The following is a 22,997-nucleotide window of genomic DNA, read 5'->3' as shown; positions in this document are numbered from 1 at the left end:
GCCCCATGGAGGAACTCTCGGGGCGAAAAAGGCACTTCGCAACGCGACTGGTTAAACGATCGCGTCTTCGAACCCAACTGAGCAGACAACCGCGATCAAGCCCTTGCAGGCTATCTCAAAGCAGCGATGAAAAGACCCCCTACTCTCGCAGCGCTAGCGTACGTCAATGTGTTGAACTTCCTCACCATGGTCTGGCAATTTGATAAGCACGCCCACATTGGAAGCGACCCGATATTCTTTGGCACCGTCCTGAATCCGCGCCTCCAGTGGGACCTGTTGAATGTCGTAATGATAGGCACCCTCGTCGCGAGTGTCGGGCTGTTCCGGGGATGGAATTGGGTGCGATGGATGGCGCTCGTCCTATGTGTGATCGGATACGTGATGATCGCGCCGTTCAGCGACGCCAGAGCGATCCCGGCGTATGTCTTCCCGATGATCGGCAACGCACTATCCTTCGCGCTGCTCTTCCGGATGCCGTCGATCGTTCATTACTTCACCGTCGCAACGAAAAAAGACAAGGCGCTCACCGTCAGGGGCGCCGCAACCGCACTGTTCATGCTCCTGGCAGCGTTCACCGTCCACTCGATCGTCATGGGTGTGTTCCGGAAGACTCTCGTGGTGGAGATCGCGTGGATAGGCACTGCTGTTTTCCTGACTCCGTTACTGCTGCTGAGTGCGCTCGCGCGTTGGAATCTGGCGGTATCCGTTCGGGAAATCTCTGCCCTCCTTCTAGGTGCCGTGCTCTACTTCGCGAATCTTTTTGCGGCGAGTTTCATCGACGAACGCTTCCGGTACGCCGCCTCGACCGGGCGTTTCGACTGGACTCAGGGTGGGTTTCTGGTGGTGGCTCTCTGTTGCGCGGGCCTTGCACTCGCACTTCTCGCGTCACATTGCAAACGCCTGGGCATGCCGGATCATTTAGCGTCGTGACCCGTACGGGATCTACGTCAAGCGACACGGCAAGCCGTCGAATCAATGATCGAAATCGACCTTAACTTTGAAAACGGAGGAAGCAACAACTATGAACATCGGCATTATTCCTGGCTGGATCATCGCAGCATTGCTCGCGATCAACCTCGCAGACGTTCCCGTCGACATCAGTCTGGCCGTCGCCGCCGTCGGCATGAATGCTTCGATGTACGCAGTCTCACGCCAGCCCTCGACGTTTTCGGCGGCAGCTTTGCCGGTCGTCGCGCTCATGCTGCGGTACATCGTGGCTCCGGCAATCGCGGCGTCGGGACAAGGTGTCACCGGCTGGCAGTTTCGGACGATCGAGATCATCGGTTCCGCAGACGCCGTTTGCGCTTTTTCTGTGCTCGCCATGCTTGTAGCGATGCTGATGGGCTTCGTGTGGGTTCATCACGGTTCGGGAGTGTCTGGCGGAGAACGGAAGCGAAACCGATGAAACCCATTCTGAAAAAGATAGCGTTCGCAGCAGCTGCCGCCTTCTCGTGCGGCGCAGTGATGGCGTGCGAGGTCCCCGTTAGCGCCCCGAACAACCTCGTCTTCATCATTCAGCGACACGGCGGGTATCAGGTCTCGGACGCTCAATGCGAGATGCTCCAGAAGCGCGGTCTCGCCCTAGACGTTGATGGTGATGCGACTGTGCTCAGCGGCATCAACGTTGCGTGGGCCTCGGTGCATATCATGAAGGTAAATGGACGTACCAGCGGCACGTCCGGCATTTCGACGATGGTAGACACCCATCCGGGCAGTCAGGATCTTGCTGACGACGTCTTCTATGACGCGCTCGGCCGTGCCCTGCGCAATCTGGACTGGCGTCTCGCAGTCCAGCAGGTGACTCGCGCCGGAAACTGAACATCGCGGATTGCCGCCCTACTGGCGGACGGCAATGCCGAATCAATTTAGGGTTTTCGCATCGCGCCGATCATCCTTCCTTCCGTTCAAAGTCCGCGACCGCCGATCGGACGCGCGGCCGCAACACGTTGACGAACGCGTTGGTCCGCTCGGCCAGCCATTCATAGATCTGTTCGCGGATTTCTGGCGCGTCGGTGTTCGGAAATGAGCGGCGATCGTGAATTGACGTTCTTCCATCGGACGGTCTCTGAAAAATTTCGGCGGCACCGCCAAGGTCCGTCTTGATGTTGGCCCACTCCTCAACGATAGCCCGCATGGCGTAGTCGCCGACGGTATTCCTGTTTGACGAGAGCTCGACGCCGACCTCATTGAGTTGCTGATTCCGGTACACGTTCAACCACGCGTTCGGGTGCAGCATGAAGTTGAGGTAGCCCTGTCTTGCGGGCTTTGGGATCGCCTGCTCGGGATCGTCCAGCTTCAGTGCCTGCAGGAAGCCGCTCCAGAACTGTTGTTGCCCGTTCATCCGGTCGACGCGTGCAGGATCGATGCCGGCGGTGATCGCCTCTTCTTCGTCGGGAGCGAGACCGAAGCCGTCAGGGACGGCCACCACGGTTCTCGTCAGCACTTTCGTTCGGGCGAGGACGCGCGGCACAATCAGACGGCTTCCGTCGGGCGTCGAAAACATGCGCATTTCGACGAGTCCGAGAGTGAAATGTAGGCCCGCATGTGCCTGCAGGTAATCGCTGATCGCTTCCACACCCTCGCGAATTCCATCTCCGACAATCAGCAACAGAAAACGGCCACGCCGAAGATTGCCCGTCAGCGCGTCGTTGAACTGGATTTCATCGGTGTCCGGGGCGACCGCGCGCACCAGTTCAAGAATCGGATCGCCACTGCGTTTCAGGCGGCTCCGCACTCCGCGTTGCAGATCGGATGAGGACCAGCGCGTCAGTTCCTTCGCATAGTCGAGGATCTGGCCAACCACTTCACGTCGCGCCTCGGGATTGCGCCACAGCTTGCACTCGACGATGACGGGCAAACCAGATGCGGTGACCATGAAATTGTCGATTCGGCCGGTAGTTGTTTCAAGCTCTGTGCAGATCGCAATCGGGTCAGCGAATACCGTATCGATCTCCGCGATCGGCAGACACGACGGGTGCGCGTGGATGAGGCGCTGTAAATCAGCTTCGCTGTAGTCACCCTCACGACCGCCCGCTACGACGGGCCGTAGCTGGATGGTCTCCGATTGTGGGGATATGAGAAGCGGTGAGAACGAGTTGCGGGACATAGAAGATGGATGCGTGGGTTACAGGCCGCGTGAGTCAGCGGTCGGCGCGAGGTCTGTGCGGTTTTGTGCGATCGCTGGTTTTCTCATTTTTTCGCCAGTCCATTATCTTTTTTTAGCGCCTTTCCGGTAGGCGAACCGCTGGCCTTTAATGGGCTGTATGCAGCCATCCACGGCTGCAGCTGGCGCACATACAGGCCGAGTTTATCGACAGGGTGTGCGTAGGCTTCGCAGTTACTTCCCTTGCTGAAGAGCACAACAGCTGAAGCGGGATCCACCGGAATCTTGGGCACGAACCAGTCGCATAGGCTCGTTTTGGCGGCGTTTATAAGCCGGCCAGTCTCCATGCGAAGCCCCAGGGCCTCCCGAACCTGTTCTTTCTTGACGAGGAAGTCCTTGCACGACGCGCCCAGCACGAGTTGCGTGTAGCTCGGCCTGTGCGGCTCTTTCTCGAGTGGGGTGAAAAGGGCAACGTCGAACTCGTGATGGTGTGCAGACGCTTTCTTCGCGGAGGGTTTCGTTCCGTTAGAGAGCGAAGAGCTGATGGTGGTCGCCTCGATCGAGACCCACGCCTCCAGCATTGGGGAGCTTTTTTTGGTAATGCAAAACCAGCTGTGCACGCTCTTATCGGCCATCGACGGGCCGCCCGCGAAGGTGAGCGTGTTACCGGGGCCGACATTCTTTGCCTCGATATCGAAACCCTGTTCGCGCATGTAATGCAGTAGGCAACCGAGGGCGAACAGTTCAAACGCGGCGCCCTTTTTCAGATTCCGGCCGCCGATCGTCAGGGGGCCGCGACCGATAGCGGTTGACTGCTGATGTGCCGCCTTCTTTTGTTCGACGGCACGCGTAAACAGCGAGTCGAGGCGCTTCCTGATTTCATTCTTTTGTGCAGCGGTGGGCGCCTTCTGCTTCTGCGAGGCTGTTCCTTTCGCGGAGCTACCAGTCGCTTTCTTTCGGGCAGCCATCAGGACCTCGCACGGTTACTGTTTCGCGCACGACCGCGGCCACCGGAACGACGGGGCGCGGGATCGGCGGACTGGAATTCGTTGTCCGCGGGCGGTATCCATTCCCTCGCAAACGACCGGAGGAGGACTTCGTCATCCTCGGGCTCGGCGCGCTCGGGGCGGTTGAGTTCCCCGGTGACCCGGCTGCTCGCGCGGTCGACGTACTCAATGCGTGAGATCGTCTTCTGGCAGATTCTGGACAATCCGTCGAACAGGTTCTCCCGGTCCATCTCCGACGGGTGTTCGAACGCAAGTTCGACCAGCACTTCAAGTGCGGACTCCACGGCGCGAGCGAAGGCTTGTTCGTCTCGAGGCCATTCGTTCGCCGCGTCGAGCAGTTCGGATAGCTGACGCCCTATCTCCCGCCCGTACACCGTACGACGATGTCGAGCGATGACTTCCCTTAACGCGCTGTCGAAGAACAGCGCGGTCTCGTAGTCCATTCTGGATCCCCTGTAACGACATTCAAAGAGGTGCCGGCGCCCACTGCCCCTGGCGGGCGCATATTTCGGCGATGCCACTGCATTTGTGCTGGTCTGGTTGCACGCGCAGCGATTTTCACAGATGCGTGGCTTTGGTCAAGCGTCGCCAGAGCGTGGGGCGGTCAGGACCTGGGATAGCGCCCTTTTTGACGGATTTCCGGTCAGCGAATTCCAGGATATACTGTTTATCCATACAGTGTTTTAACAGTGCGCGGAGGGAGCGATGGGGGCCGTTTTGCTGCCGGAAGCGATACATCCTGCCCTGTGGAGGGGCAATCAGCTCGCGCGCGTAGCGGGCAGGACGGTTGATTGTGGCGACGCGGGTCTCGCTGCGGAATTGCCCGGCGGCGGGTGGCCCCGGGGCTCTCTCACCGACCTCCTCGTGCAACAGCACGGCTGCGGCGAGCTTCGTCTGCTGCGCGCGGCCTTCGAGGCCCTCCAGGCCAAGCCCGTGGTGCTGCTTAAGCCCCCGCACGAGTTGCAGCCGACGGCGCTCGCGTGGTGGGGGCTGCGAGCGGACAACCTGTTGACGGTGGGCGCCGGTTCGACGGCGGACGTGTTATGGGCAGGTGAGCAGATTCTTCGGGCGGGCACGTGTGGTGCGCTGCTTATGTGGCAGCAGCACGTGCGGCCGGAGTCGCTCAGGCGGCTTCATCAGGCCGCGCAGGCTTCCGATTCGCTCTTCTTCATGATGCGGCCATTGGCTACGACGCGCGACGCGTCTCCAGCACCGCTACGGCTTGCGATACGGGCGGCAAACGGAGGTGTGAATATCGAGTTTGTGAAGCGCCGGGGTCCCGCGCGCGATGAGCCGCTATTTGTCCCGCTGTCACCCTCCCCGGTCCTGAATGTAAAACGAAACAATGCAGCTTTGGATTGGCGTCCATCTTCCGCTCCTGTCGCTCGAGATATTCCGGCCGAAGTGGTCGCTTGAGCGAGACGATGGGCTCGCCGTACTCGAAAAGGAACGCGTGATTGCGGTGGACGACGCAGGGCGGCGTGCGGGCGTCTGCACGGGCATGCGACGCGGAGGCGTGCTTACGCTCGCACCGCAGACCGTGATGCACGAGCGCGATGGCGCGCGCGAGATCGTGGCTGTTCGGGAGGTGGCAACCGGTCTGCTGAACCTGTCGCCGCAGGTGGTCGTGGCCGAGGAAAACACGCTGCTCGTGGACGTATCGGCAAGCCTGCGCCTGTTCGGCGGAATCCGGTCGATGCGCGCGATGGCGCGGCGGGTTGCTGACGCAATCGGCCTCACGGCGACGATCGGCGTCGCGCCGACCGGCCAGGGTGCGTGGATGCTCGCCCGATATCGGGGCGGCGTATCACTCTCACACGATTCACTTCCAGGCGCGCTTGCGTCCTTACCAGTCGGACTGGCCATTCCCGCGCGTCGTCATCTCGAATGGCTCGCGGGGATCGGGTGCGAGACCGTCGGTCAACTGATGCGCCTTCCTCGTGAAGGTTTGAAAAAACGTTGCGGGACGGCACTTCTTGACATGCTGGACCGCGCAAGCGGGGATTCTCCACACGTGTACGAGTGGTACCAGACGCCACCCACCTTCGACGCGCGCGTCGAACTCCCTGACCGGATTGAGCATGCGGAAGCGTGTCTATTCGCGGCTCGTCGCCTTGTTGTGCAGCTGACGGGCTGGTTGACACAGAAGCAGCTCGCTGTCACCCGCATCGCGCTATTGCTCGAACACGAGCGTGGCCGCAGCGCGATTGAGCCGACGACGATCGACGTGTCACTCGCCGAGCCGACGTGGCGGGAAGACCACCTGATGCGACTGCTAAAAGAACGGCTGGGCCGCGTCGAACTGGCGGCCGCCGTCATCGCGCTGCAACTCGTTGTGCAGGACGTAAAGGAGGCGGAGCCAGCGTCGGACTCGCTGTTCCCAGAGCCCGGCGGTACGGCCGCCGATCACGCGCGGCTGCTTGAACTGCTGGTCGCGCGCCTAGGCGCCGAAAACGTACTCAAACCCGCCCCTGTTGCCGATCATAGGCCTGAAGTCGCGGCGCGCTGGGTGTCCGTCACGGACAAGACGAAGTACGTCCCGCCAGCGACGGACACGCCCCGTCCCGCGTGGCTGCTGGAGTCGCCGATCAAGCTGCTGATGCGGGGCGAGCGACCGTTTTACGGCTCGCCACTACGGACGGTCTCATCCGGCGAACGTGTCGAAGCGGGCTGGTTCCAGGGGGAGCCGGTAACGCGCGATTACTTTGTTGCCGAGGCCGACGATCACATCTGCTACTGGATTTTCCGTGAGCGGATCGGAGCCGTCGACGAGGACGAGCCACGCTGGTATCTGCATGGTCTGTTCGGTTAAGTCATGTCCTCCCTGTCATTCGGCCTGCCCGGTTATGCCGAGCTGCAGTGCGCATCCAACTTCACGTTCCTGCAGGGTGCTTCGCACGCCGAGGAACTGGCCGCTCGCGCGGCGCAGCTTGGCTACGAGGCAATTGCGATCACTGACGAATGCTCGCTGGCGGGCATCGTGCGCGCGCACGTCGCCGCAAAGGAAGCGGGCATCAAGCTTCTCGTTGGCGCACACTTTCGCGTCACGAACGCCGACGGCTCGCCCGCCCTCGCCTTCACTGCGATCGCCCAGAGCCGTGAAGGCTACGGCAACCTGTCGGAACTCATCACGCTCGCGCGCACGCGCACGGCCAAGGGCACCTATGTCGTGTACCCGCACGACCTCGAACACCCCGATCCACCCTATGCGCATCTGCGCGCGCTTCCCGACTGCCTGGTCATCCTGACACCTGAATTTCCCGCGAAGGATGTACGCCTCGACGCGCAGGCGAAGTGGGCGGCACTGACGTTCGGCGCAGACCGCTGCTGGATGGGGCTGACCCTGCACGCCCGCGCGCTCGACGACCTGCATCGCAATACTGTCTACAACGTCGCCGAGCGGAACGGTTTGAACGTGGTGGCCAGCGGTCAGGTGTTGATGCACGTGCGCTCGCGCAAGCCGCTGCAGGACACACTGACGGCGATACGCCTTAACCGGCCCGTGACCGAATGCGGTTTCGAACTGGCGCCGAATGCCGAACAGCATCTCCGCTCGCGGTTGCGGCTGGCTAACGTCTATCCGGCCGACGCGCTCGCGCAAACGCTAATCATTGCGTCGCGCTGTACATTCAAGCTTGACGAGCTGCGATACGAATATCCAGACGAGCTCGTGCCGCCCGGCACCACGCCGACCGCGTACCTGCGGCAGGAAACCTATCTCGGCGCCCATCGCCGGTATCCGCGCGGCATCCCGCACAATGTGCAGACGCAGATAGAGCACGAACTGTCGCTGATCGCTGAGCTTAAATACGAGCCGTACTTCCTGACGGTGTACGACATCGTCCGTTTCGCACGCAACGAAGGCATCCTGTGTCAGGGGCGCGGATCGGCGGCGAACTCGGCTATCTGCTACTGCCTCGGGATCACTGAGGTGGATCCCGCGCGCGGCAATCTGTTGTTCGAACGGTTCATCTCAAGGGAACGCGCTTTGGCGGGCGACGTTCCCGATATCGACACCGACTTCGAGCACCAGAGACGAGAGGAGATCATCCAGTACATCTATCGCAAATACACGCGCACGCGCGCGGCGCTCGCGGCTGCCGTCACAACCTATCGCCCCCGATCGGCGATTCGCGATTCCGGCAAGGCGCTCGGCATCGATCCGGTAATTGTCGATCGCGTCGCGAAGGAACATCACTGGTTCGATTCGAGCGCCGATCTGATGCGTCGCTTCGTTGATAGCGGGCTGGACCCAGAGACGCCGATCATCCAGCAGTGGGCAACGCTTGCGGCGACACTACTCAACTTCCCTCGTCATTTGTCCCAACATGTAGGGGGGTTCGTGATCGCGCGCGGCAAGCTTTCGCGGCTCGTGCCCGTCGAAAACGCGTCGATGGTGGATCGCACCGTCATCCAGTGGGACAAGGACGATCTGGAAGCGCTAGGACTCCTCAAAATAGACGTGCTCGCGCTCGGCATGTTGTCGGCGATCCGCCGAACACTCGAGCTGGTCTCGCAGCAGCGTGGCGAGCCATTCGAGATGCAGGACATTCCCGCCGAGGACGAGGCGACCTACGATATGATCTGTGCCGCTGATACCATCGGCGTGTTCCAGATCGAGTCGCGTGCCCAGATGAGCATGCTCCCGCGCCTGAGGCCACGCGAGTTCTATGACCTGGTTATTGAGGTCGCCCTGGTCAGACCAGGACCTATACAAGGCGGAGCCGTTCATCCGTATCTTCGCCGTCGGCAGGGGCTCGAACCCGTCAGCTATCCAAGTCCGGAAGTTGAAAAAGCGCTCAAGCGCACGCTCGGCGTTCCGATTTTCCAAGAGCAGGTGATGCAGGTTGCAATGCTCGCGGCGGGGTTTAGCGGGGGCGAAGCAGACCAGTTGCGGCGCGCGATGGCCGCATGGAAGCGCAAGGGCGGCCTGCAACACTATCACGACCGCATCGTTGAAGGGATGCTTCAGCGCGGCTACGACCGCGAGTTTGCGGAATCGATCTTCGCGCAAATCCAGGGCTTCGGCGAATACGGCTTTCCGGAGAGCCACGCGGCGAGCTTCGCGCTGCTCGTCTATGCAAGCTGCTGGCTCAAGCGCCATGAACCAGCAGCATTCCTGTGCGCGATGCTCAACAGCCAGCCAATGGGTTTCTACTCGCCATCGCAACTGGTCCAGGACGCGAAGAGACACGGCGTCGGCGTGCTGGCCGTCGACATCACGATCAGTAGCTGGGAATCGACGCTCGAAGGTGCAGGGACGATGGCGCCCGTACGGCTCGGAATGTCGCTAGTCCGGGGCATGCGTGAGGAAACTGCGCGTCGTATTGAGGCCGCGCGCGCGGTCATGGACTTCAAAGACGTCGCTGATCTTGCGAATCGCGCGCAACTCGACAGACACGACCTTCAGGTGCTCGCAGCAGCGAATGCGTTGAAGCCGCTTGCTGGCGATCGTCATCAGGCGCTTTGGAAGGCCGTGGCTGCTGTGCCGGACAAGGATCTGCTACGTGCAACGGCTCGCGAGGAAGAATCCCCCGATCTCGTGGCGCCGACTGAAGGCCAGGATCTGGTCGCCGATTTCAGGTCGACCGGCCTGACATTGGGTCGACATCCCCTCGCCTTGCTCCGTCCCAAGTTGCAGGGGATGCGCCTCATGCCTGCGGACGCCTTATCGCAATACCGCAACGGGCAACTCGCGCGCGCGTGCGGCATCGTCACCGTCCGGCAACGTCCCGGAACGGCGAACGGTGTGATGTTCATGACGTTGGAAGACGAAACCGGGTCGGTGAACGTGATCGTCTGGCAGTCCGTACTCGAGCGGCAACGTGCCGAGGCGCTCGGATCTTCGCTCCTGGCGGTGTACGGGCAGTGGCAACGTGAGGGCGACGTTAAGCACCTTGTTGCGCAACGCCTAGTCAATCTATCGCACCTTTTGGGCGAACTACCAACGGCGAGCCGGAATTTTCACTGAGTGGCGCGCGCTGACTGCGTCAGGACCGCTCCCAGGCTTGCATGTATTTCAGTCGTTTTTTCTCGAGCTGGTCGAATTCCGCGTTGTGTAGCTTGAGGTACGCCGCGCGCTTGTCACATGGCCTCCTTTGAAGGTCGGGCGCGGGTCCGAGCCTCTCCTGTTCGGCCTGTGTGATTGATGCGGAAAATTCCAGTCTGCCGTCCGGCCGGAAGGTGATCATATACCGATCGAAGAGCGCATCAAGGTTCGCCGACGGCAGAAGCCCGTTTTTGGGATCGACCTTCTGGTCGTCGTCGGACTTTTTCCATGGGAGGATGTGGGAGGCGCGCAGCACCTGTGCGACGCCAAGTTGCGTCGCAGCGCACGCGCTTCCGAACTCTTTCATCAGATCGGCCCTGAACTTTCCTTGTCCCAGTCGGGCGTCTGCTTCGACGCGCCGCTGGGTCGGCGATTTTGTCTTGTCTTCAAGAATGGCGCGTACGTCGTTCAGAATCTGCTGCGCTTCCCCGTTGCCCCGCGACGGGAACAGGATCTCGTCAATCCGCCTCGCCCAGTCAAGCATCAGGACCAGGCACGTTGCTTCGTCTTCTACGTAAAGGTACGAGCCGTCAGACCGAGGGTCAAGGTAGAGCCGGTTTGGTTCACAACGAAGCTGGGTAGCAAACGAAACCACGTCGAAGTCCTTAGGAGCCTTGGATATCGAGAGAGATGAACGGTCGTCCGGAAACTTGTACAGGCAGGCATATCCTTTTTTCTCCCACAGGTCGGCCGACATCAACCCAACGACGACACCCCGCCAGAGGATACGCAAGGTCGCCCGGCTGTCCTCAAAACGACCTTGCGGGGTCGTCACGACGTCAAAGCCTTCGGCTGACAGCGCTTGCATGACACTCGTCGCGAAATCGGTCGGCGAAGGGCCGGTATAGTTTGAAAGATCAATCATGGACAAAAGCGCTCGCGTGAATTGCCGAAAGTATAGTTGCGATGTGGATTGACACGGGCATGCGCAATGCTTGCCGTACGTATCGATTGTGGAGGACCGTCCATGTGCTCTGAAGAGACGCTCAAGCGACTGTTGGAATCTGACCCGAACGACCCGCTTGTGGCTTCATCGCTTAGGGCGTTTAAGTCCAATCTCGCCATGATGCTGCGCGATGTGCCGCCTGGCACGACTGCAGACCTGGAAGCCGCGTGCGCCGCGTGGTGGGACGGGCAGCAGATCGTCTTTGCCCTCCTTCGATATGAAGACCGCTCGAGGATCGACGAGGAGTTCGACCTGGACAACCAAGTCTGGTCAGCGTGGCGTCCGGAGCTCGAGGAATGGATGCGCAATCAGCGATACTCGATGCGCACCGAGGTCCTGGAAAAGCTCACCGAACGCGGGCGGGTAACCCCTTCGGGCGGCTGGCAACGATGCCTCGCATCTTCAGCGCCGGCCGCTGTCAGCCCGTACGGCCCGCAATTGTCGCCAGCGCACCAGACTTCCACGACGCGTGAAGGTTGCGAAGAAAATTCACTTCTTCCGTCCGGTGATGCCATCCGACAACTGGAGCGCAAGGGAACAGATCCAGTTTGCGATCGATCGGAATGTAGTCCGGAAACGGTGCTTTTGACCGAGGTCTGTTCTCTCCGCTTTTCATGAGCACAGTCTCGTCGCGCGCCAGAAAGAAGTCGTAGAAGTCGTTCAACTGCATTGGCGCGTCGCGGTCAAAGAACAATGCTTGCGCCGTGTCCGCCCGGTTGTGTTTGTGGCCGCGCTGGAGGGCGCGGCGAGGCGGTTTGAAGCCGTTTTCCGCGAATACGTCGAGGGCCGCGGGTGTCACGCCGATCACGCGCCAGCTCCAGACCCGGCTACCCATCAGCCCGGTCAGCATTCTGGTCGCGTCGCTAGGGATGAAGCATGATCCGTACTGGCGGATGGCGTTGAACTGAGCCACGTAGACGTCGTGGAGCGCCTGCCGCAAGTTCTTGTTCTCGTAGATGCTTCGCATCAGGTTCGATCAGCCTTTTTGGTGTGAACTAAAGCGCCCCAGGATGACCGGGCTATCGGGGCTACGCGAGCCGATGTTGCTCCGGGATGCTGCCCATATCCTTGATGCCGGCGCGCTGCAGTTTGTATGCTTCGAAGTAGTTTCGCATCATCGGATCCCGATGCGGATTCGCCATGTAGCATCGCCCGCCATTCTCGGCAGTGATCTCTTTGACGGCCTTAGCGATTTTCGCGCCCTTCTCCTGCTCAAAGGCCTGGAGCTCCTCTGCGCTGAAAGTCGGCACGTATTTGTAATCGGCCCATCGATTGAGTTGGGGGTCCTCGAGCATCTCGTTCGCAATCAGCCAGTCGTAGAACATCGCGTCGCCCAACCATTCGGTATTGATGGCCTGACCCGCCTCACTGTCGCGATAGAACGCGTCCAGCCGCTTGGCGAGATGATCGCGAATTACATGGCCAAATCCTGGAACCTGTGCGCTGACTCGCTCATACATGTCCAGCAGAGCAACGCCTGATTTCATCGCATTGAGAAGTTCGGTGCTGTAGACGTATTTGGACCCGAAAGCCTGCGGCTTGATCATGTCCAGCAGCTTGCCGAAAAGTGCGATGACATCGATTGCGCTGTCCTGTAACCGGTCCGGTGAGACCATCGCCGCGGCGCGCAGCTCGAACGCCTCCTGCTTTTCTCGCAGACCGGCGATCAGGGTTTCAACAGCAGGAATCGTCTGAACATGATAGTGATTTACCGTGACGTTGAAGATTTCAACCTTGGTAAGCGCTGCCGATACGATCGTGGACACGCTACTCTCCTGTAAGTGGTTCGAAATTACCTGGGTGTCAGTGTGCCGGTTCAGCCTGCATACTGGACCCGGCGCGGCGCATTGGCGCCTGATCCTTTGGGCGGGATGGCCTGCACGTGTACCCCGGCGGGCAGCCGCGTGCCTTTCACACCGTAGTAGCCGTCATTGTTCCAATGCACCTGGTTAGGCGTCCACGTTCGGTTAGTCGGACCCTCTTCGTCTGTTGGGTAACCCACCCGCCACGAGACCTCATCCGGCGCCCAGCATCCGCGAACTTCGCCCCCATGGTCGCTCCATTGCACCATGAAGCCGAATGACTTGGCACCAAGCTCGTGGCAAACCTCGTTTGAAAAGTAAGTGGGCGCGTCACCGTCGGGCTTTGTGTAGGCAACCCATTCGGCTCTTGCGGCCGACGCACAGACGAACACGCCGACGAGGACAATCGCGGTCTTTCTGATCATTTTCATATGGTGGCGTGAGGTGGAAGCGGATTGTGCCATACAGCCGGATTCGGTCTTTCAATGGCGAGCCAGATTGTCACGCGGCTCCCACCAGCTTCGGGCCGAAGCTGTCTCGCTTTGGCGTGACCGTGTCCTCACTGAACAACGGTCGACGACACGCGCGGCGCAGAGCCGGGCGACGCGGTACAGAAGATCTCCAGATTGGCCAACTGCTCGAGCAGGAGCGACGCCCTCGTCGCGCCGTTGAGCCGGTTCGTAGAGAGCGAATCGTCGGGGACCAACAACTCCTTCGCAACGACTGTGCCGTCCACTTCACCGGGCGGTAGTGCATAGCAAGATGCGCGAAGGTCCGAGCCAGCGACACCGATTTCCAGCAGAGCTTTCATGCCGGACGCCTCGCGCCGCTCAAATACCCAGACCCGTTCTTCGTAGAACGACTCCGGCTGCCGGAAGAGGGAGAAGCCGGCGCGCAGCACTGTCTTGACGAACGCCAGTTCCAGAATATGGGCGGTTGAGTAATCCCACCGCCCGAGCGCGAGACGGCGCGCTATGCCACGCGGACTGATGTATATCCCGATCTGCTTCATAGCCTGTTCCCTTGGACTCGCTGCTAAACACGCGCGCTGGGCGCCACTATTCCCGCTTATCGGCGCCGACACGATGAAATTCAGTCCAATTGCGGGGCAAGGGTCGCGATATTTGTCGGGCGAAGGCTGAAATTTCGCCTCGGGTGGTCGATAAGGGGTGCCGCAGGGACGGCCGACGGATCGCGCGAGCAGCGGTTAGCCAGATCGAGCGGTACGACTTGCAGTAGAGATTTCATGAGTGATGCTGTCGCGTAACGCATCCCGGAACTGGGATGATTCCTTTCAGGTGAATGAATGACAAAAATGAAGACAGTGAAACTGCTAGCAGCTCTCGCCTTGACCTGCGCGGCACCGATGGCGCTCGCGACGCCGACGGTCGCCGAGATCGCGCAAGCCGTTGACGCGCACCAGTATGCGAAGGCCGACGTGCTGCTTCAGGATGTTCTGAAAGCGCATCCCTCGAGCGCGAAGGCACATTTCTGGGAGGCACAGGTACTCGGTTTTGAAGGTCGCCCAGGTGATGGCCTCAGGGAACTTGCAGAGGCGAAGCGCCTTGACGCCGCCCTGACGTTCGCGAGCGCCGATCGGGTAGCGAAAATTGAGGCGCGTCTGAAGGAACAGCTGACCCTTGCCTCACGTGACAACAGCGGCCCCCTTCCGGCGACGCTCGCCACAGTGCCGACCGTGCCGGTTGCTGGAGCGCCGCAGAAAAAGGAGATTCAGATTCCTGTTGGCGTGTGGATCGCCTCGGTCGCTGCACTTGTCATAGGGGTCTTCTATTTCGTGTGGCTGGTAAAGCGCCACAAGCGGACGCGTGAAGAGCGCAAGACTCAGGAGCGCAAGGATCAGATGCGCCAGTTGACCGACGCGCTCTCTACGGTCAAGCACGCAAAACTCGATGCGAAGCTGGCGATGTCCGCCGACATTCGCTCGCTGGAGCAAAACGCCGTTGATCTTGAGCAAAGGATCGTCGGCGCACTGACCTCTCTTGAAGCGGGCCAGCCTGTGCCGGCGAGTAATGTGGCCTATCTCGTTGGTGAAGCAGGACATCTTCGTAACCGTATCAACGGAACCGAGCCAGTCGTCGAGACACGCCGCACCGGGACGCGATCGGAACCGGAGTTCCGGTTCGGCGGAACCTATACGGACAGGCATCGCGACGACTACGTCGCCCCGTCGCCGGCGGCCCCCGCACATGCGCCGCAAACCGTCATCGTTCAGCAGAACAGCGACTCCTCTGACCTGCTGTCAGCTGTCGTGCTCGCGGATGTTCTGCGCGATCACGACAGGGGCGTCCAGCACGATCGCGTTATCGAGCGCGATGTGTATGTGGAGCGCGACCGCCCACGCGAAGCACCTCGAACCGAAAGCCGTGTTGCTCCAGATGATGACGACTATCGTCGGAGCCCTCCTCCGGCCGCCGACAAGATTTTCGACGCCGGCAACGGTGGAAATGATTGGGGTGATACTGGACGCGATTCGACGGGTACCGGTTCTTCCGTGGATTCTGACTGGAGCTAGACGTGGCCGCGACTCGCCAACAGGAGGAACCGGTGGGCCGCTCCGGCTACCGGCGCAAGATGACGCCGACTGAGGATGACCGCGCGGCAGGCCGCGTGGTTCTTGAGCATGCGGCGGCGCGCCTGGGCTACGAATCGTGGGCTGAAGTGCTCAACCTCTGCTCGCGCGATCAGGCAGTGCTCAGAATCGATTTCGCCGAAGATTGCCCATTTGGATTCCATGAAGAATTCGCGGCCAGTTTGCGCTCGGTGGGGCTTGAGATGCGTGCACTCAGGTTCACGGAGATAGTCGTCGGGAAGCCCGACGTGCTCGCGGCGAGGATTGGCGAACCGGAATGGATCCTCGCGAGGGGCGTCGTCGTGTACGGCCTGGGTGCGTACAGCGAGACGCTCCCGCGCAGGTCGGCCTGTTAGAAGCTGCGAACCGGGAAAAACGGCGATCGTCCATCGTTCGCTGCTTTTCACCGGGTCGCGAGTTGCAGGTCGCTTTCCGTTGCTTAAAATGACATACCTGACAACAATCATGAGATTCCGGACATGCAGATCCTGACCGAGTCCGAAACGCTGGCTATTCGCGCCGTTGCCAACGGCGACAGATCGCAACTCGATGCTGCGCGGGAAGCCTTCTATCGCGCAGGTCGCCGCCACGGTATTGAGTCATGCCCTGAGCTTCAATTCATGTCGGAAGTTCTGGCACCGGTGCCCGACTTCCTGTTGCGCGCACAGTATCGCAAGGCTGTACTGGGCCGATCGAACTGACCTTTCCTGGGCGCCGCACCCACTCAAGCGGCTAGCATCGTGCCTCGACACTCGGCTGCGCCGCAGTGACAGTTATAGAGTCTGCGGGTCTCTTCAGCGTTGCAATCATCCACCGAAAGGGCGTATGCAATGAAGAGTTCCTCTCCTGCGGCAATATCTCGGGTCGCCTCAATAAACACCTTTTCGCCGATCTCGATCGTCTCGCAGTTGGCGTTACAGGCGTGATTCAGCCAGCGGGAACTGTTTCCGCCGCGCCCCCCGTCAATGAGTCGACCGTCCGAAAGGCCGAACAGAAACGTATGGCCTGTTTCGGCGGAGTCGCGATAGCGACGCATCGCGCTCTTCCACCGGATAATCTCGCCCTTGTATTCGAGTATCCGCTCGCCGGCTTTTAGGCCCGTCAGTGCGAACACTCCCTTCCCATGAATTACTGACTTTCTTACGACGACTCGCCGCACAGAAGAACTCCCAAAGGATCTGTTTCGTCGCTGGGACGCTGAATCAAAGTCTACACGCCGACGATGCGTGACGGATATGTGCAAGCCAAAAAGAAAAAGCCACCGGGAAGGTGGCTTTTCTCGATGTCGCCGAGCTCAGCGTCAGGCGCTTGCCGCGGCCTGAGTCTCAGTGATGGCCGGAGCAGTGGGTGCTTTCGCCGCAGCCTTCTTCGTTGTCACTTTCTTCGCGACGCGAACCTTCTTCGCAGGTGCTTTCGTCGAGGCCTTCTTTGCGGGACTCCGCTTTGCAGCAGTCTTCGTCGACGCTTTAGCTTTCGACGCATTGCCGACCAGGAACGCACTTCTGTCTTCCGCTTGAGCGATCCATGCGGGCGGACGACCTGCACCGGACCACGTCGCACCGGATGCCGGATCCTGATACTTCGCCTTCATGGTCCGGGCTTGCTTCGGCTGAGCCGCAGCTTTCGACGCGCCGGCGCCCTTTGCCGTCGTCTTCGGCACGGCGGTGGCCTTCGTCGCGCTCTTTTCGATCAGGAACACCGAGCGGTCTTTAGCGTCCTTGATCCAGGCGGGAGGGCGCGCGTGGCCGCTCCACGTTGCACCAGTAGCGGGGTCACGGTATTTGGCGGGCATCTTGCTTTTTGCCGCCGGCGCAGTAGCTGTTGCATTGCCGTTGCGAGGAGCGCGACCCGTCGGTTCAATTGCCTGAAGATCCTCAATCGTTACGCCGTCTTTGCGCATCTGCTTGAGGATGTTACGCGCGGCATTTCCGCGTTTGTTCAGCAGTGCTTGTGCCTGCCCTTCCAGCTTCGCAATCTGCTTTTGAATTGCACTCAAAGTTGTCATGTCGTTTCCCCGGTGGTGCAAGGCGCACACCGCGCCAGCGCCTGGATTATAGACGCCGTACAGTATGACTGTCGAAATTGACAAGGAATAGCAGGTAAAAGTGGCTTAGCAGCAACTCTTAGGGATTCGGGTAGTCACCGCTTAATTGGGCGTCGCCCTGTGCCTGAGGAGATCTTTAAGTCTGTCAGGCATATTCAATCCTTCGCCGAGATCCCGCAGACTGTAACCGAGTTCTGTCCTCTTGCTTACGTCCGCACCCTGCAGCAGCAAAATTTCAAGCACTTCGAAATTGCCGTTTGCCAAGGCAAGTAAAGCAGGTGTCCATCCGTCAGGTCCAGTCAGATTAACGTCGACACCACTCATCAGGCAGAATAGCGCCGCATCTCTCGAACCCGCCTGTGCGATGCGGTGAATAAGCGAAAAGCCGAGATTATCTTTGTGAGATAGGTTTGCACCCAGACGCTTGAGCTTCTGGTAGTCAGTCCGATCCTTGTGGCGAATCAGGAAAGCGGGGGTCTCACCGTATTCGTTGACGGCATTAACGAGGTGGGGATCCTCGAGAATCATATTGATTGCCGCGCCCCACTGCCCTTTGGATAATGCGCGAAAAAGGGCTTCGCCTCCGGGTGTTGGTCGCCCGAGTGCAAATGGTCCGGCCGAGTCTGAGCTTGTGACGTTCTGGACGGGCCTCAGCGCGTCGAATACCTCATCAGGGGTATCGCCATCGTGCACAAAGTGCGGCTCCGGATCCGTGGCGGCTCGCAGCACCTTGTCAATCAGCCGGGCCGTTTCTGCGGACCACAGCGCACGTTCGAAGGCCGGTGCGGATTCATCGGGATACTGGGCGCGTACGTGCGCAGGGACTGTGAAGCCGGCGGCGTTTTCCAGATCGTCTACGCCCTCATTCTCGTCTGCGTACATCAGCGCGCCGTCAACCATGTCGACGAGAATGCCCGACGGAAGCCCAACCAGAATATGCTCTCCGTCGTCATACTCCAGCGCAAAGTTCGGTTGGCCCAGATAAGCGCGGTGTACGCGCTTGCCCAGCCCCTTCTCTGCTGCGAGCAGATACAGTTCGAAGTTGTCGAGCCGCTTCATTGCGGCCGGGTCATGCGGCCATGGACCATCGAAGGGTGCCGATTCAATCTTCCAGAGCACATCGGACCAACGCACCTCGTAGTCAGGAAGACAGAGGTGCTCAAGCCGCAGCGTGCCCACTTCGCAAACCGGAGCGCTCACACCATAACCGTACTGCCCGAGCAACCATTGCTGCTTTTCGTAGGACTGGAGTTCGTTTGAACCCACGGCAATGCACGCACCGCGCGCGAGCGCGGCCTCGATGCCGCCGGTACCCAGCAGTCGTCGGTTCAGATCGTCCAGTTCGGCATCCATGAGCACGACAAGGTCGATCGGTTTCTCAGGGTTGCGTTCGAGAAACTCGGGCAGCGACGCCTGCACAAACTCTGCGGCGCGCGCCCCGATCGCGGAGATCTCGCGGGGCGATCGGGTGCGCGAATAGCGGGTTTTCCGGCCGAGTCGCATCCAGCCAAGGCTTTCCAGCGCGGGCAGGATCGTAACGTTGACCGTCATGATCCGTTCTAGGAACTTGGGGATGAGGTGATACCAGACCCCGCCGTCCTCGATCTCCAGATTCTCTGCACTGGCCACGACGACGATATCGAGGGTCGGTTGATCCTTGAGGTTGGGTGCGAAGTGATCGATCCAGTCCGCAATTGCTCGTGGCGCCGCCTGAACGCGCTGCTGGCGCGCTCGCGACAACGAGTCGTGGACGCTCCAAAGCGAGATCAATCGCCCGAACTCATCCATCAAGTCCTGCGATGCCTTTTCTCCCCGTGCGGCAAGCTCGCTCACGGATGTGCCCCCATGGGGCCACCGGTCCCCGTAACGCCCATTCACTCCCCTTTCAGGCCGCGAGCACGTAGCCCAAGGCAGCCTTCATTTTTTTAGCGCGCTATCGCTGCGCTGTCGCCAGTCAAGGGACCCTTCTGCCCCTGGCTGGTATCGATCTAAAAATCGCGATTAAGCAGGCTTTCAATAAGCTCACTGGCTGATTGACACCTAATTTCAATTACAATCATCAGACGATTTTATTTCCCGGCGATTATATCTGTGCGTCCACACCCGCCGTATGTGCGAAACCACACGCTATACGGCTATTGGTGTGAGGATTATCTACCGGGCATCTCCTTCGGCGGAAACGCCCGTCCGGCGGGGATTATACCGGGACAGTGTCGCCTTTGAACGTCAGTTTTCGAACGCGCAACAGCGTTTTGGTGGTGCCGAGACCCAACATATTCATAAGGTCCTGATCGGAGAAAGTCCCCGCCTTGATCTGGCGGCGCATGAAGGTGTACCGAAGCACGCGCGGACCCACGTCGGCCGTATCCAACCCGAGAGTCTCGAACGTCGTTCGGACGATATGATAGATGCCTTCGTTCGACAGTCGGCCGTCGGTTCGCTCACTCGGAAATGCGAGGCGCTCGCCGTGCCTGTTCGGGCCGTCGATGAGTGCTTCTTTTCGCAGCGCCAGCCATTCAACGATAGGCTCGACGCAAAATGCAGAAAGGCGGACACGGTGCTGGTCCTTGCGATCGCGGGTATCCGGTCGCTCCTTGAGCACGACGAACTCCGCGGGGCCGTCGTTGAAGATGAAGTCGTCCACCCAGGCGCCCTGCGCCTGCGCCGGCGTGATGCCCGTTCCAAGCAGCATGAGCATAAGCGCGCGGTTTCGCTTCCCGAGGGTGGTCGAGACGTCATAGTCCTCGAGCAGGTAGCGCTGAAGCAACTTGTCCTGTTCCTCTTCAAGAAAGACAATTTGCCCCTCTCCCTGCCCCCGCTTGACGGCGCGTGCCGTGTCCAGCATCGGGTTGCTTTTCCGGTACCCGTAAGCGACGAGATGGTCCATCAGCCCATTGAGGACGTCGATGTAGCGGAATTTGGTCTCGCTCTGGACCTGTCGACGGGTAGCGGCCGTCGTCGTGCCGGGTTCATCCGTCGACTGTGCGATGGGCGACTCGGGGTTACGCCCCTCAAGCCAGGTCAGAAACTCATACAGTCCGTCGGGGCCGATCGTCGTCACGTTCTGGGGCGGCTTGCGCGACTCAAGGAAGGTGACCAGCTTCCGAAAATTCGCTATGTACTGCCGTGCGGAGACGTCCGAGTACTGCTTGCCAGCAAACAGTCGGATGTAAATCTCGAACGCTTTTAGCGGGCGCTCGACCCACTCGTCGAGATGCGGAGCAGTAATATCAAAGATGGCTTGAGGTTGGTCTTCTAGCCACATTGGGCCCCCTGTATAAATATACAGCACACCCCCCGCAGAGTATCCGATCTAGTTCCGCATCACAAGCGAATAGTGTTTGTAAACAACGGCTTGGGAAAATCCGTTCGGTTGGAATTGCGATGCGCATCACCGCTTCGGGCCGGCCGGGACGAGGCGTCGGGCACCCGATGCCCGGAAAACCGGGTCTCTCGAATTCGGTTCTTTGCAGATTTTCGACGTCGAAAAATCAGTTCGGACGTTGGGTCCGGCACGGCCGATCTCTCCTGACCTTGTTGAGACGTCCGATAAACGTAGTCTTCTCAGCCCCGCGATGCCCCGTAGATAAAGGCGCTTCGCCACTTCCCCATAAACGAGGGCTTTTCGACCTCGAGGCCGATGGTGAGGTCAAGGCTGTTTGGACGTGAACCTGAACGATTCGACGCTACGCGTGCTCGGCTCGTCGAGGCCAAGGCTGCCCTCGCTATCGACTACCGCAGACCGTGTTCCATTTCTGATCGCGGCCTGCACGCATTCGCCCGTATGCATTCCCGTCTCGGGGTCCCAGACGCCACACGCCGTCGTCGCGCGAATCCCCTTCCAGCCACGCCCGCTGAAAGCATCCGGTTCGGTGGGCACGCCGGGACCGTACTTTGTCATCCACCTGCCGTCGTCCTGTCGCTCAAACCCGGCATCCTCTGCGGCAGTCTCCAGATCGCCGGCCTTTAGCGTGAACCTGAGGATGTAATGGCTCGGGCCCATGTTCTTGCCGAGCAGGGCGAGCGAACAAACACGGTCAGCGCTGCAGGATTTCTTGACTTGCCTGTTGGCAAGATAGTCGAACGAGACCTCGAGGACCGGATCGCGATAAGTTGCATAGCCAGCGAGCTTGACCTGTTTCAAGGGTTTGCAGCCTCGTAAGATAGGACTCCTTTATACAGGCCACGTCTTTGCAGCGGTCTCGTGCCTGAATCCACTCCCTCTGCGACCTGAAAAGCCCAGCCTGATCGTCAGCTCGATCGAGCGTCTGTTTGTATGCGACGGCAAGACGGAAATCGAGTTCGTCCAAAGTATTGTCTTTGCATATCACCCTCTCTTGCCTGGAACTGGCTTTCGCACAGTCGAAACTGGCGGCGCGCACGCCGCTAGCGATGCAGGAAAGCACGGTTAGCGCCGCGATCGGCGCTAGCAAAGACGGTTTCACCATTTCCCGTAGTCTCGCTGTCGCAATGGAAGTTGCACTGAGATAGAACTGTACATGACGTCTTCACACGCCTGCGACTTTATGCGTGTCAGGTGCATCCTCCGGCTTCCGGAGGGCTATTCTCTTCGCTTAAACTGATTTTTCTACCCGAATGCCGGCCGCAGTGGCTAACTCGTCCGTGCAGTCAATGATCGAGGTCCGAAGGGTGTCTTGTATGTCAACAAACGAAGCGGAGTCCTCCCCCCGTAAAGAGAAGCGCCCAACCGACAAGCGGATGCCGATCGAGAAAACACCCTATCCAATCGGCTCCTTGCACGCCAGTTCGCGGGAAAACGACAACAAGCTTTGGGGAAATGTCGGCGACCATGCGGTGTTTGAGCATATCGGGCTTCGACTGCAATACGAGAGCTGGACGCCGGAGTGGGCGCGGGAGTCGGCCGGGCGCCTGAACGGCGAACTCTATGAGGGGCTTAAGCGATCTTTTCGCGATATCACCGAGATCGAAGTCGGAACGACGGGCTCACCCACCTCTATGGCGAGCACAGCGGACTTTGTCGCATTCCGTGACCTAGGATGGGTGCCCGACTTCGAAGACGATGCGCACTTCTTCGTTTTCCGGTCCCGTGACGGAGAGTGGGCGGGGTTCCGCTGGCGTAACGAGAGTTTCAGGTTCCGCAGGACCTCGCTTGTCGGGTTTTCGCTTCATTCGGCGCTACCCGCACGCTCTTCTGGTGGCTTTGTGCTTTGGAGCGCCTGCGTATTGCGCAGGACACCGTCCGAGGAGCCGTTTGGCAACGTCGAGGCGGCCTCCTTCGATCTTTGTGATCGGTGGAGTGCGGAAGTTGGATATCAGCTGCTTAGCATCATGAAGAACGTGGCCAATTTTCTCGGAACGGCCCTGAGCGAACGCCAATATATGGACGTGTGACAGTGAACCCCCTTCGTTGGAGGCCGGTTTTTGGCCCCGAAGGGGCCCGTTGGTACTGCATCAGACGCTCCCCGTATATGCAG

At 60.0% G+C, this 22,997-nt stretch carries 23 protein-coding genes; 10 read left to right on the top strand and 13 right to left on the bottom strand.

What is annotated here, in order from left to right; translation table 11 throughout:
• Positions 1-171: 171 nt before the first annotated feature.
• The 3 genes from G3O01_RS09310 (at position 172) to G3O01_RS09300 (ending at position 1,818) form a co-directional block, all read left to right on the top strand.
• Positions 172-930: a hypothetical protein gene (locus tag G3O01_RS09310; RefSeq protein ID WP_205804254.1), complete on the top strand. Its 759-nt coding sequence runs from the start codon at positions 172-174 to the stop codon at positions 928-930.
• A 67-nt stretch (positions 931-997) separates the two neighbouring features.
• Positions 998-1,405: a hypothetical protein gene (locus tag G3O01_RS09305; RefSeq protein ID WP_205804253.1), complete on the top strand. Its 408-nt coding sequence runs from the start codon at positions 998-1,000 to the stop codon at positions 1,403-1,405.
• The gene (locus G3O01_RS09300; RefSeq protein WP_205804252.1) at positions 1,402-1,818 is read left to right on the top strand and encodes a hypothetical protein; all 417 of its coding nucleotides are present in this window, start codon (positions 1,402-1,404) and stop codon (positions 1,816-1,818) included. The genes G3O01_RS09305 and G3O01_RS09300 overlap by 4 nt, the downstream gene beginning before the upstream one ends.
• Before the next feature lie 70 nt (positions 1,819-1,888).
• On the opposite strand, the gene G3O01_RS09295 is transcribed toward G3O01_RS09300, so the two are convergent.
• The 3 genes from G3O01_RS09295 to G3O01_RS09285 form a co-directional block, all read right to left on the bottom strand.
• Positions 1,889-3,106: a DUF4268 domain-containing protein gene (locus G3O01_RS09295; RefSeq protein WP_205804251.1), complete on the bottom strand. Its 1,218-nt coding sequence runs from the start codon at positions 3,104-3,106 to the stop codon at positions 1,889-1,891.
• Between the two features lie 83 nt (positions 3,107-3,189).
• Positions 3,190-4,071 carry a hypothetical protein gene (locus tag G3O01_RS09290; protein WP_205804250.1) on the bottom strand — a complete coding sequence of 294 codons (882 nt, stop codon included), beginning with the start codon at positions 4,069-4,071 and terminating at the stop codon, positions 3,190-3,192.
• A complete protein-coding gene (locus tag G3O01_RS09285) occupies positions 4,071-4,553 on the bottom strand; it encodes a hypothetical protein (protein WP_205804249.1) in 483 nt (160 codons plus the stop codon). The genes G3O01_RS09290 and G3O01_RS09285 overlap by 1 nt, the downstream gene beginning before the upstream one ends.
• A 262-nt stretch (positions 4,554-4,815) precedes the next feature.
• Here G3O01_RS09285 and imuA point away from each other — a divergent pair, with 262 nt between their 5' ends.
• The 3 genes from imuA to G3O01_RS09270 are packed head-to-tail and all read left to right on the top strand — an operon-like array spanning position 4,816 to position 10,081.
• The gene (gene imuA / locus G3O01_RS09280; RefSeq protein ID WP_205804248.1) at positions 4,816-5,526 is read left to right on the top strand and encodes a translesion DNA synthesis-associated protein ImuA; all 711 of its coding nucleotides are present in this window, start codon (positions 4,816-4,818) and stop codon (positions 5,524-5,526) included.
• The gene (locus G3O01_RS09275) at positions 5,456-6,922 is read left to right on the top strand and encodes a DNA polymerase Y family protein (protein ID WP_205804247.1); all 1,467 of its coding nucleotides are present in this window, start codon (positions 5,456-5,458) and stop codon (positions 6,920-6,922) included. Before imuA ends, G3O01_RS09275 begins: the two co-directional genes overlap by 71 nt.
• Before the next feature lie 3 nt (positions 6,923-6,925).
• The gene (locus tag G3O01_RS09270) at positions 6,926-10,081 is read left to right on the top strand and encodes an error-prone DNA polymerase (protein WP_205804246.1); all 3,156 of its coding nucleotides are present in this window, start codon (positions 6,926-6,928) and stop codon (positions 10,079-10,081) included.
• A 19-nt stretch (positions 10,082-10,100) separates the two neighbouring features.
• Here the strand turns inward: G3O01_RS09270 and G3O01_RS09265 are convergent, their stop codons facing one another.
• The 5 genes from G3O01_RS09265 to G3O01_RS09245 form a co-directional block, all read right to left on the bottom strand.
• Positions 10,101-11,024, bottom strand: a complete 924-nt coding sequence (locus G3O01_RS09265) for an HNH endonuclease signature motif containing protein (RefSeq protein WP_205804245.1) — start codon at positions 11,022-11,024, stop codon at positions 10,101-10,103.
• A gap of 499 nt (positions 11,025-11,523) precedes the next feature.
• Positions 11,524-12,072 (bottom strand): hypothetical protein, encoded by a 549-nt coding sequence (locus G3O01_RS09260; protein WP_205804244.1) that lies wholly within the window; start codon positions 12,070-12,072, stop codon positions 11,524-11,526.
• A 61-nt stretch (positions 12,073-12,133) separates the two neighbouring features.
• Entirely contained in the window at positions 12,134-12,871 is a 738-nt protein-coding gene (locus G3O01_RS09255; protein WP_205804243.1) for a hypothetical protein, read from the bottom strand.
• A 50-nt stretch (positions 12,872-12,921) separates the two neighbouring features.
• Entirely contained in the window at positions 12,922-13,371 is a 450-nt protein-coding gene (locus tag G3O01_RS09250) for a hypothetical protein (RefSeq protein ID WP_205804242.1), read from the bottom strand.
• A 95-nt stretch (positions 13,372-13,466) separates the two neighbouring features.
• Entirely contained in the window at positions 13,467-13,919 is a 453-nt protein-coding gene (locus G3O01_RS09245) for a hypothetical protein (RefSeq protein ID WP_205804241.1), read from the bottom strand.
• Between the two features lie 294 nt (positions 13,920-14,213).
• On the opposite strand from G3O01_RS09245, the gene G3O01_RS09240 reads away from it, so the two are divergent.
• The 3 genes from G3O01_RS09240 (at position 14,214) to G3O01_RS09230 (ending at position 16,198) form a co-directional block, all read left to right on the top strand.
• On the top strand, positions 14,214-15,440 hold the full coding sequence (locus G3O01_RS09240) for a hypothetical protein (RefSeq protein ID WP_205804240.1): 1,227 nt from the start codon (positions 14,214-14,216) through the stop codon (positions 15,438-15,440).
• 2 nt (positions 15,441-15,442) lie between these two features.
• On the top strand, positions 15,443-15,853 hold the full coding sequence (locus tag G3O01_RS09235) for a hypothetical protein (RefSeq protein WP_205804239.1): 411 nt from the start codon (positions 15,443-15,445) through the stop codon (positions 15,851-15,853).
• A gap of 123 nt (positions 15,854-15,976) precedes the next feature.
• Positions 15,977-16,198, top strand: coding sequence for a hypothetical protein (locus tag G3O01_RS09230; protein ID WP_205804238.1), 222 nt, complete (start codon positions 15,977-15,979; stop codon positions 16,196-16,198).
• 23 nt (positions 16,199-16,221) lie between these two features.
• Here G3O01_RS09230 and G3O01_RS09225 read toward each other — a convergent pair whose 3' ends face one another.
• The 5 genes from G3O01_RS09225 to G3O01_RS09205 form a co-directional block, all read right to left on the bottom strand.
• On the bottom strand, positions 16,222-16,656 hold the full coding sequence (locus tag G3O01_RS09225; RefSeq protein ID WP_205804237.1) for an SET domain-containing protein-lysine N-methyltransferase: 435 nt from the start codon (positions 16,654-16,656) through the stop codon (positions 16,222-16,224).
• Between the two features lie 141 nt (positions 16,657-16,797).
• Positions 16,798-17,586: an H-NS family nucleoid-associated regulatory protein gene (locus G3O01_RS09220; RefSeq protein WP_241023813.1), complete on the bottom strand. Its 789-nt coding sequence runs from the start codon at positions 17,584-17,586 to the stop codon at positions 16,798-16,800.
• A 57-nt stretch (positions 17,587-17,643) separates the two neighbouring features.
• A complete protein-coding gene (locus tag G3O01_RS45735; RefSeq protein WP_205804236.1) occupies positions 17,644-19,374 on the bottom strand; it encodes an ankyrin repeat domain-containing protein in 1,731 nt (576 codons plus the stop codon).
• Between the two features lie 364 nt (positions 19,375-19,738).
• Positions 19,739-20,806 carry a hypothetical protein gene (locus tag G3O01_RS09210; protein ID WP_205804235.1) on the bottom strand — a complete coding sequence of 356 codons (1,068 nt, stop codon included), beginning with the start codon at positions 20,804-20,806 and terminating at the stop codon, positions 19,739-19,741.
• Between the two features lie 384 nt (positions 20,807-21,190).
• On the bottom strand, positions 21,191-21,685 hold the full coding sequence (locus G3O01_RS09205) for a hypothetical protein (RefSeq protein WP_205804234.1): 495 nt from the start codon (positions 21,683-21,685) through the stop codon (positions 21,191-21,193).
• A gap of 515 nt (positions 21,686-22,200) precedes the next feature.
• On the opposite strand from G3O01_RS09205, the gene G3O01_RS09200 reads away from it, so the two are divergent.
• Positions 22,201-22,914, top strand: a complete 714-nt coding sequence (locus G3O01_RS09200) for a hypothetical protein (RefSeq protein ID WP_205804233.1) — start codon at positions 22,201-22,203, stop codon at positions 22,912-22,914.
• Positions 22,915-22,997: the final 83 nt, after the last annotated feature.

This window comes from Burkholderia sp. Ac-20365 (assembly GCF_017104715.1).
Classification (GTDB): domain Bacteria; phylum Pseudomonadota; class Gammaproteobacteria; order Burkholderiales; family Burkholderiaceae; genus Paraburkholderia.
This window is presented reverse-complemented; position numbering and strand designations above follow the sequence as displayed.